This is a genomic window from Ochrobactrum soli (assembly GCF_003664555.1).
Taxonomy (GTDB): Bacteria; Pseudomonadota; Alphaproteobacteria; order Rhizobiales; family Rhizobiaceae; genus Brucella; species Brucella teleogrylli.
Map to the genome: position 1 here is coordinate 1 of NZ_RCHH01000035.1, position 9082 is coordinate 9082.

Sequence of the window (9082 nt, forward strand, 5' to 3'; positions counted from 1 at the left end):
CAAAAGTAGCAGCAACCGCCAGCGAAGCCAGCGCGCGCAATGTCCGCATTGATGTCGGCGCACGGATGCGAAGCATGTGGAAGTGATGTTCCGCGTTCCATACGCGCGCGAATGGACAAACATGCTGTCAAGAAGCCCCTTCCAGCCATTGCAAACGCCTCGGTTGAGGAGTGGCGGACATAACAACTGTGCAGCTTAGATCGTATAACAACAACACGGCAGAGATCGCCAGGATGACGCCAACGACCCTTTTCCTGATGGTGAGACTACCATTGAGAACGTCGCAATAGTGGTTTTCTTCTCGCAACGTCCAGTATGATGTGACTCTTTGCTTTGCAGGCGTGACTCCGCTTGACTCTTCAAAAGGCCGGGTGTTTTTGCACGGAAGTGCTTAATCGCTACAGAAATGCCGACAGGATAGCCTCACGCCATTACAATAAAGTCTATTTCGCCCGCTGCGACAGCCAAGCGGCATGGCTTTTGCTTCATGCAGGCGGGAGACACTTTACGGGAATAAGACAATGTCCAACTCAACCACCATCCACAACGACGGAAATACACTGTTTCCGATCGTTCTTTCGATCGTTGCCGCTGCGGCAACGGGCGTTCTCTGGGCTTATGCGAATCCGATCCAGCTGGTTCCGGGTGTGATCCAGTGGCGCATTTTTGCTTTCCTGCCGCCGCTAGTCGGTATTCTGCTGGGCCGCAAGAGCGGCTTCATCTGCGGTTATCTCGGTACAATCATTTGGTCGCTACTCGCTGGCACCTTTATTCCTGCGCATTCGCTACTCATCGACGGCATCATGGTTGGCCTAACCGGCCTGATCCCCGGCATACTGTTCGATCCGAAGACCACGACTTTCAATCGCGCAACGCTGATTAAAATTGCAGCGACCTGCCTTATTGTTGGCCTCTTGATGGTTGCCGCCGTTTCGGCAAGCCTTGCCTATCTTGGCATTTTCCCGTTCTGGTGGGCCGTCATGTATCTCGGTCTTTCCGATATCGTTCCGATGCTGATAGGCACCCCGCTGCTGGTCGTTCCGGCTCTGAAGATTCTCAAGGGCGCGCATCCGTCCGGTTTCACGCGTTTCTGAGAACGGGCCCGGAAAAGTGCTCCAACTGCAGAATGTTAAAGTCGGCTTTGGCGATTCCGTGTTGGCAATCGCCGAGGCCAGTCTCGATATCCGTGACGGCGAACGCCTTCTGGTCTGCGGTGCGGGCGGCAGTGGCAAGACCACGCTGCTCAACGCCGCATCCGGCATCGTGCCGCGTCTGATCACGCCGCAGGTTTTCGGCGGCGATGTGACGCTGAACGGCAGGCCCATCTCTTCCATGTCGAAGGATGAGCTGTTCAGCACGGTCGGTGTGGTTTCGCAGAATGTGGAAGACCAGCTCTGGGATCTCAGCGTCGAAGACCTGATTGCCTTTCCGCTGGAAAATCGCGGCCTTGCCAAAGACGCCGTCCGCATGCGGATTGACGATCTTCTCAACGAGCTTGAACTGAACGCCTTGCGTGGCCGTCGCGTGCTCACCCTTTCGGGCGGCGAGCGGCGGATGGTGGCCATGGCCGCCGCACTGGCTGCCGAGCCGAAGCTCCTGATCCTCGACGAGCCAACCACGGGACTTGATCCGGCGGCGCGTCAGCGCCTCGTGCGGGTTCTCAAAAAGCTCGGGGCGGAAATTCCGGCCCTGCTGATTGCCGAACAGGATCCTGCCTCCTTGCAGGCCGTCATCACTGATGTCGGCCTGGTGAAGGAAGGCAAGCTTGCGCCTGTCGTGCCGCTTGCTTCCATCATCAATGATGCGGGAGCCTGGGAAGATGCGGGTGTTCTGCCGCCTGTGGCGGTGCGCAAGCGTCTTGCCGGTGGCAAAGCCGATGGTCAGGTGCTCGTTTCCGTGTCGGGCATCAAGACGCAGCTTCAGCGCCGTGATGGCCAGCCGGTTCTTGAAAACGTGAATTTCCAGATACGGGCGGGCGAGGTCGTCGGTCTAATTGGCAAGAACGGTGCGGGCAAGACCACGCTGTTCCAGTCCATTCTGGGCCTTCAGAAAATTGCGGCCGGTTCTATCACCTTTGGCGGCGAGAATGCCGACAAGTGGACGGCGGCCAAGCGTGCCCGTTCGGTTGCCTATCTGCCGCAGAACATGCGCCGGATTCTGTTCAACATGACGGTGCTGGAAGAGGTGGTCTTCGCCATCACAGCGGCAACCCGCGCGCCGAAGGATGATGCCATCACCGCCCGCGCAACGGCATGCCTGCACAAATATGGTCTGGGCGGCCACGAGGAAACCAACCCGTTCGCGCTTTCCTCGCGGCAGCAGGCCTTGCTTGGTCTCGCCTGTGCGGAAGCGGCGGGCGCTTCGGTTGCCATTCTCGATGAGCCGCTGCTGGCACGCGATCTCAACGGTCGCCGTATGCTGGAACTGTTCCTCGAAACCGCACTCAGCGAAAACCGTGCCGTAATGCTGATCTCGCACGATCTGGAACTGGTGGACGATGTGTCGTCCCGTGTCATGATCCTCGATAACGGCCATGTCACTTTCGATGGCGATGTGGATACGTCCTGGACGTCCGATGCCTATGGCGCACTGGCCTGGCCCAAGCCGCGTGTCGTCGAGACGGGAGAAACCGCATGAAAATCTTCTACGATTTGAACTTCTTCGTGAAGCTCGTCGCGGCTTTTCTGGTCATGCTTGCAGCCTGGCTGGTGCCTGGCTGGCATTATGGCGTGCCGCTGGCACTGGTGACGGTCGGGTTTCTGGTGCTGGTCAAGGTGCCGGGCCTGCGCGGCTATCTCAAGGGTGCGATGCTGTTGACGCTGCTCGTCATGGCGAGCTGGATTCTCAATCTCGTGCTGCAAGGTATGGCCTTCGTGGACACGCTGCCGATTGCCGCCGGTATGGCGGCGCGACTGGTGACGACCACGGCTGCCTTCTACTTTGTAATGGAAACCAGCACGCCGGGTTCCATTCTCGCAGCGGCAAGCGCTGCGCGTCTGCCGCCTATGGTAACGCTAGTGCTGTCGCTGACCTTTGGCATCATCCCAATGCTGCGCGAGGATTTCGAACGTATCGCGGATGCGCAGCGCGCCCGCGGCATGGAAATCGATGACGTCTCCTTCCCGATGCGCCTGCGTTTTGCGCTGGCGCGCGGTGTTCCGCTTCTGGTGCAGGCAATCCGCATGGCGCATGCCATTTCGCTTTCGCTGGCCATTTATGGCTTCGACACCAAGCGCAAGCGCACCACATGGCGCAACGTCGGCCTGCTGGTTGAATCACGGCTCAATATCAAGGACATAAAACGATGACTGAAGACAGCACGAAACTTTCCGGCAATGGACAGGTCTGGACCGTCGATGTGGCAGGCCGCAAGGTCGATCTGCCGATTGTGCCGATCAATCCGAACTTCGCCATTTCCCTGATGATGGTCATTGATCTCGGTGTTCGCTTCGGAGAACATGTGGGCAAAGCGCTGGCCGAAAAGCTGGCGCCACTGAAACCCGATGTGATCGTCGGCGCTGCAACGCTCGGCATTCCGGTAGCGATTGAAGTGTCGCGCGCGCTTGGTCTTGACGATTATGTCGTGTTGCAGAAGTCGCCGAAAATCCATCTCGGCAATGCACTGGTGCAGACGATTTCTTCCATCACCTCCAAGGGCGAGCAGCGTTTGCTTCTCGATCGTCAGGCAATCCCGCTTCTCGAGGGAAAACGCGTGGTCGTGGTGGACGACGTCGTGGCATCGGGTTCAAGTCTCAAGGGATCAGTCGAGTTGGTGCGCAAGGCAGGTGGCGAGGTCGTCGGCATCGGCGTCATCCTCACCGAAGCCAAGGACTGGCAGGCCACACTGGGCGAAGATGAGAAGCTACTTCATAGCCTCGCGCATATTCCGCAGTTCGACAATCAGAATGGCGAGTGGAAGCCGATTCTTGATAGCTTTCTGTGAAGACCAACGGAGCCTCGTAACCCTTCACTTTAGGACAGTCGCACCCGGCGACTGTCCTTTGCGGCCTTTGAACTTGGGGGTTCTGGAGCACGTCCGTTGAACGCGGAATCGCGATAAGGATACACTTGTTGGCCGAACTCTGCTTCTATTGCCCCATTGATGATTTAGTCGGTGGCAAAATGACCCGAGCTTTCAGCGACGATCTTCGTAGCCGGGTTTTGGCTGTGTCATGGGATGGCACGTCGGAGCGCTCAGCCTCAGCCCGATTTGGGGTTGGCGGCTCAACAGCTCTCGCCTGGATTGCGAGTACTCGGGCTGGTCGGTTGACGCCTGCGAAACAGGGTCGTCGCGGTGGCTCGCGCCTCGATGCCCACGAGGGCTTCATCGTCGGTATGATTGAAGAGGCAAAGGACATTACCCTCAACGAGATGGTCCTGCGATTGCGTGAGGAGAAAGCAGTTTCCATTGGCCGCGGCGCGCTCGATGTCTGGCTGAGAAGGCGCGCTTGGACATTCAAAAAAGACCGCACCTGCATTGGAGCAGGAGCGCCCCGACCTTTTGAGGCGTCGCCACGACTGGTTCGCCAGCCAACTCGATCTCGATCCGGCGCGCCTCGTCTTCATTGATGAAACGGGTCTGAGCACAGATGTCGCGACTTCGCTGACGGGACGGCGAGAGGAATGCCCGCTCTGGTGCTGGGGGCGGTGCAGTCAGAGGCGCAGTTGTCGGGGGTGTCGCCGGTGGTCTCATCGGGGCCCTTACGAAGAGCGGCGTATCGGAAGAAGACGCAATTTTGGCCGGTGACAATCCGGTGGATATCAACGCCCGACGCAAACTCTAGGTCCAGAAAGGCTGACAACGGTTCGACGCGAACGCTGATCCCTATACCGAAGAGGAAATCGAGCGGGAAGGTGCACCAAGTTTGCGCGACGCTGCGCATCCTCAGAGGGATTGCTCACCATATATAAGAATGGAACACTGTGCCTTCCAGTATCGAGCCTCAATCGGGCTGAAAGCGTCGATGTCCGCTTCAGATTTGATACCGACACTTGTCGAATAGGAGCTAGCGTTCAAGATTATGGACCTCGGCTCTGCTGGATTAACTTATCCATTCGGCATAATGCAAATCCGAAACAGCTGGAAAGGAGATTGTGAAATGCCCAAATTCATCACTATCGGCTATGGCGACCGGACCGGATATGATCAGACGCCACAAACCGTCCGCGATGCCGCTCACGCGCAGGATGCAAAGCTGCTTTCTGAAGGCGCATTGATAGGCATTGCCGGATCACCTGTGCAAGTACGCAATCCCGATGGCACTGGCGTGCAAACACAGGAAGGTTCATTTATGTCCTCCGCGCTGCCAATCGCCGGATTTGCTGTAATTGAAGCCACCGATCTGGAGGACGCCGTCAAAAAGGTCTCTGGAGTTCCCTGTGCGGTTGCGCATGGCGTCGTCGAGGTTTGGCCATTGGAGTAGACAAGACTATTGCCAAACGGCGAATTGCTATCGGTTATAAAGCGCGGGCACAGCGAAGATGGATTTGAACCGTTTTGCCCGCAATCAGTGGCGGGTCCGATGCGAGAATAAAAGTCTTCATTCTTTCTTGCCGAAGTGAGACAATCGCCTCCTGTAGCACCTCCCTAACGCCCGTATTCGCGACACTGCTGCTGTAAGTGGCCAAAGCTGACATGCATCCGCATGCTCCGATCGGCTGACGCAGCCGGATGGTGGTACTCACTGACACAATGTTCGCGTCGGTTTGAATTTCGCCGACGTTCAAGGTCACACAAGCAGACAGATCGTTTTTAACCACAACATCGTCTGCTTCTGCTGACAATGCAGGCGCACAGAAGACTGAAACCGCCAGTACACCTGAAACCAAACGGATCATGTGAGCCTTCCCTCCCGTATAGGCCGTCATTCAATAGTAAAGCTTGTCGAAGCCAATAGCCAGACGAGCAGTGATATCAGTTATCGTTCAGTTCGCGCTGCCTCAATCGTTTAACTATTGCGAGCAGAAATGTGTTCTCCGCTCGCAACTTAGCCATCAACTCGCACTTCAGGCCAACGTTCTCGATTTCGAGTGATAATAATTCAGCTTGGATATCGGCCTCTGCGACCAACTGATCCTGGAAACTTTGCTTTCGCGGAACCACCTTCCGCACGCCAGAGCGAATGGATGGCTTCTTTGCTCTCACAACAACGGATTCCATCAGTTCGGGCATGCGAGAGAAGGTCGAGACAAATTGTTGCAGCGATCCGATCGACCTAAATCCTTGCCGGGTTCGTTCACGCTTTCGAAAGAGCAGATGCGAATTTTCGGCCCTGTTGTTCAGGCCTTTATGAGAGCGATGTTCAATGGCGGGCATGACCTGACGCCTGGCGGCGCCATAGGATCGCAGCTTGTCGGTGATGATGCGCTTGGGCGCCAAGCCTTGTTTCTTCAGCAAACGGACCAGCAATCGTTTGGCTGCCTTGCAGGGCATATCCGTCCTGATCCACGGCACGCCACAGCCAGCATTTTCTCCCCCAATGTGAACGACAACCTCGTCGAGATGCTAAACGTCGCTGGAAGAAGGCGATTTGCGGCGTTTGGCATTCGTAGCATATTCGCGTCGTCGCGCCATTGCAGAATATTCAGATCGCCGAAATATGTCCGATGGAGGGGCACTTTAACCAGCCGCGTGGGCCCGTAAATCCTTGCAACCGTGAGCAGAATGCTCGGCATACTGTTTTGTCGATTTATAGATGCCCAACATATATGCATACCCCCGGCAGAGGGGGCGGACGCAGACCGCACCATACAGTGTGATTTTCTGTCAAGGATTGCAGACTGAAGAAAAACGGAAGGCTCGGGCGCAGCCTGAAAGCCGTTTTTGTTCCAGCTGCAACACTTTGCGCTTGTCCATTGACGGAAAATTGCACTGGCTATAGGGGCAAAAGAAAAAGGAAAAGAACAAGCCCGCTAAAAAGCGGGCTTCCTAATATTCTGAAAAATTATGCTTTTGACGGTTTTACGAGCTTGAAGTCGCTATTCACGATGGCTCTTGGATAGAAATCACCTTGGCGTCAAAATTCTTGCATTGGTTATCGTGGCAAATGCCGTTTATCCAGATTTGACCGTTTCCGAACATTATTCCCTTATAATTGACGAACAGGTCTTCATACTTTTGCGAAGTGATTGCCTTGGTAATGGCGGACGTCATAATGCCATCGTAGTGCTGAGCAAAGTCTTTGGCAGTCTTAATATGCAGTTCCTTACCATGGACTTTTACGCCAATCGGGTAACTCACAAGCCCGGCCACGGCGTTAGCATCATGTGCGGAAACGGCTTTCTGTAAGGCGTGGATGACCGCTTGGTATTTGGTGTGATCCCCTAAAAGTTCATCAATCGTCTGATTTACGTTTTTGTCCTGCGCGCTTACAGAGGTGGAATATGCGATACTGGCTAGTGCAAAAAGAAAGATCGTACTCTTCTTCATGAGCATCCCCTAATAAAGTCCAGTGACCGTGATACACTGAGACGCTACCACAGAGTATTTCAACATAACAGCTTTGTGAGATTAGATGCTAATCGTTATTATCCGTTCTAATATAGCTCGGTTCCGGTTTGGGGGTGAAATGTCACCCTAAGCCGAGTTGCCGTATAAACTGAACGATTGGTGTTCTGAAGCCTGCTCATATCTTCCGAAAGGATCGCCTCAATGAGGTGTCTGCGAATATACGCCTCGCCGGACGGAGAATCCCATTTCGATGAGATTGATTTGCCGACCACTAAGCGTTCAGTGCATCCACAAGCGGTTCCCTTTGATGTGACCGCCAGTTATCCAGCCTTTCGCGTGCGCATTACTCACATCCCAGCGGGGATGCGAGAAGTCGCGTGGCATGCGGCATCCACGCCCACTTTCAGCAGGTAGAAGCGGACTGATTGTCGACCATTCCTCGTCTGTCAAACCTATCCGTTCGCCCAAAGCAGCCTCCAAATGAGAACCTTGAATTAAAAACCGATTCCGCAGTCAACCTTTGTCCACGAGCGCTAAATTTCGCTAGATTAAAAGCCAGAGACGTTCTGCAAGACTTAGCTCTGGCTTTTCTCCTGCCTCGCGCATCATGTCGATGATCGCGCTATTTTGAAGCGCACCGATCTTGTACCCTCTGCGCTTCACTTCATTGAGCAAGGTTTCGAGGGTTGGGTATTCGTCCAGAATGTTACCAAGCCATATTCCCGGTCTGTCATCTTGCTGGTCTTGGTTGACAAAGCCCTGAAAAAAGAACGACCTCATTGGACGATCGTAACCAATTGCGCCTTCTTCGTCGGTTTCGTCGTCTTTCAAAACCAAGATTCTGTTCGAGCTCACGGCGAATAACCCCATTCCTCGTACGATGGATTGTCTGCAACGTATCTGCGATCAGAATGATGTGTACCATATTGGTACATGAAGAGCATTTATTCACAGTCAAGCTAACGAATACAACTGCTCGTAGTTGCTCTTAACTAGTTCCTAATGTGGCGAAAATGGGGCTTGATATAACAATGTTGATGTTGTTTTATGTCTATCTAGATTAGAAGTCCAAAACTGATCCTAATAAAATGGAGGCATTATTTAATAGTGGCTTCCTGCATCAATCCTATTTCGACTATTAGGAAGCTAATGGTTTCTCTTATTGCTCAATTGTTAGGCGGATTTCTCGGCGGTTCCGTGTTCGGGAAAATCGTGCATGTCGCTGATATGGGTGCGTTCTGGAATGCCGTTATAGGCACATTGGGCGGGGTGGCAGGCGGACAATTGATAGGTTTCATTCTCGGCAAGACAGAAATGTCAGCCGGGATCGACGTAATAGCCGTCATCGGTCCATTTGTTGACGGCGCATTGACTGGCGGTCTCGTCCAGATTTTCGCGGGAATGTATCTGCGAAGGCTAATTGAACGTTCAACTACAAAACGGCGTAGATCGTATTTTTGAACGTGAGCATTTAATGAGGGAACGAGAATGGTATCGAGAGGAAAACCGGCCCACTTCCGGTTAGCCGAAGTCTGCAAGAGACTGAACACAACCGAGTGTCAGCTTGCGAGCCGGTTGGGATTATCGCGTGCGGCGCTCAAATCAATCGAACGTCCGGATGCACCGCTTTAT

9 protein-coding genes and 2 pseudogenes are annotated in these 9082 nt (G+C 54.3%); 7 read left to right on the forward strand and 4 right to left on the reverse strand.

The window, feature by feature from the left end; translation table 11 throughout:
- Positions 1-521 precede the first annotated feature (521 nt).
- The 6 genes and pseudogenes from D8666_RS23660 (at position 522) to D8666_RS23685 (ending at position 5423) form a co-directional block, all read left to right on the forward strand.
- Positions 522-1094: an aminotriazole resistance protein gene (locus D8666_RS23660; RefSeq protein WP_021586547.1), complete on the forward strand. Its 573-nt coding sequence runs from the start codon at positions 522-524 to the stop codon at positions 1092-1094.
- Between the two features lie 58 nt (positions 1095-1152).
- Positions 1153-2637 carry an ABC transporter ATP-binding protein gene (locus tag D8666_RS23665; RefSeq protein WP_235859077.1) on the forward strand — a complete coding sequence of 495 codons (1485 nt, stop codon included), beginning with the start codon at positions 1153-1155 and terminating at the stop codon, positions 2635-2637.
- Positions 2634-3308 carry an energy-coupling factor transporter transmembrane component T family protein gene (locus D8666_RS23670; RefSeq protein WP_121539658.1) on the forward strand — a complete coding sequence of 225 codons (675 nt, stop codon included), beginning with the start codon at positions 2634-2636 and terminating at the stop codon, positions 3306-3308. The genes D8666_RS23665 and D8666_RS23670 overlap by 4 nt, the downstream gene beginning before the upstream one ends.
- Positions 3305-3943 carry a phosphoribosyltransferase family protein gene (locus D8666_RS23675; protein ID WP_121539659.1) on the forward strand — a complete coding sequence of 213 codons (639 nt, stop codon included), beginning with the start codon at positions 3305-3307 and terminating at the stop codon, positions 3941-3943. The genes D8666_RS23670 and D8666_RS23675 overlap by 4 nt, the downstream gene beginning before the upstream one ends.
- Before the next feature lie 179 nt (positions 3944-4122).
- A pseudogene (locus D8666_RS24400) lies at positions 4123-4615 on the forward strand (transposase); the annotation flags it as partial.
- 484 nt (positions 4616-5099) lie between these two features.
- A complete protein-coding gene (locus D8666_RS23685) occupies positions 5100-5423 on the forward strand; it encodes a YciI family protein (RefSeq protein ID WP_121539660.1) in 324 nt (107 codons plus the stop codon).
- A 34-nt stretch (positions 5424-5457) separates the two neighbouring features.
- Here D8666_RS23685 and D8666_RS23690 read toward each other — a convergent pair whose 3' ends face one another.
- The 4 genes and pseudogenes from D8666_RS23690 to D8666_RS23710 all read right to left on the reverse strand — a co-directional run bounded on the left by D8666_RS23690 (position 5458) and on the right by D8666_RS23710 (position 8281).
- Positions 5458-5838 (reverse strand): DUF2195 family protein, encoded by a 381-nt coding sequence (locus tag D8666_RS23690; RefSeq protein ID WP_167836183.1) that lies wholly within the window; start codon positions 5836-5838, stop codon positions 5458-5460.
- 322 nt (positions 5839-6160) lie between these two features.
- Positions 6161-6535: pseudogene (locus D8666_RS23695) on the reverse strand (IS6 family transposase); the annotation flags it as partial.
- A gap of 447 nt (positions 6536-6982) precedes the next feature.
- A complete protein-coding gene (locus tag D8666_RS23700) occupies positions 6983-7429 on the reverse strand; it encodes a hypothetical protein (RefSeq protein WP_121539662.1) in 447 nt (148 codons plus the stop codon).
- A gap of 564 nt (positions 7430-7993) precedes the next feature.
- Entirely contained in the window at positions 7994-8281 is a 288-nt protein-coding gene (locus tag D8666_RS23710; protein WP_147438032.1) for a hypothetical protein, read from the reverse strand.
- A 318-nt stretch (positions 8282-8599) separates the two neighbouring features.
- Between D8666_RS23710 and D8666_RS23715 the strand changes: the two genes are divergently transcribed.
- Entirely contained in the window at positions 8600-8911 is a 312-nt protein-coding gene (locus tag D8666_RS23715; protein ID WP_121539664.1) for a hypothetical protein, read from the forward strand.
- Positions 8912-9082: the final 171 nt, after the last annotated feature.

What these genes read in the sequence shown, in the direction of transcription:
- D8666_RS23670 (WP_121539658.1), top strand. Translation starts at nt 2,634, where the DNA reads ATGAAAATCTTCTACGATTTGAACTTCTTCGTGAAGCTCGTCGCGGCT.
- D8666_RS23675 (WP_121539659.1), top strand. Translation starts at nt 3,305, where the DNA reads ATGACTGAAGACAGCACGAAACTTTCCGGCAATGGACAGGTCTGGACC.
- D8666_RS23715 (WP_121539664.1), top strand. Translation starts at nt 8,600, where the DNA reads ATGGTTTCTCTTATTGCTCAATTGTTAGGCGGATTTCTCGGCGGTTCC.
- D8666_RS23660 (WP_021586547.1), top strand. Translation starts at nt 522, where the DNA reads ATGTCCAACTCAACCACCATCCACAACGACGGAAATACACTGTTTCCG.
- D8666_RS23685 (WP_121539660.1), top strand. Translation starts at nt 5,100, where the DNA reads ATGCCCAAATTCATCACTATCGGCTATGGCGACCGGACCGGATATGAT.
- D8666_RS23690 (WP_167836183.1), bottom strand. Translation starts at nt 5,838, where the DNA reads ATGATCCGTTTGGTTTCAGGTGTACTGGCGGTTTCAGTCTTCTGTGCG.
- D8666_RS23700 (WP_121539662.1), bottom strand. Translation starts at nt 7,429, where the DNA reads ATGAAGAAGAGTACGATCTTTCTTTTTGCACTAGCCAGTATCGCATAT.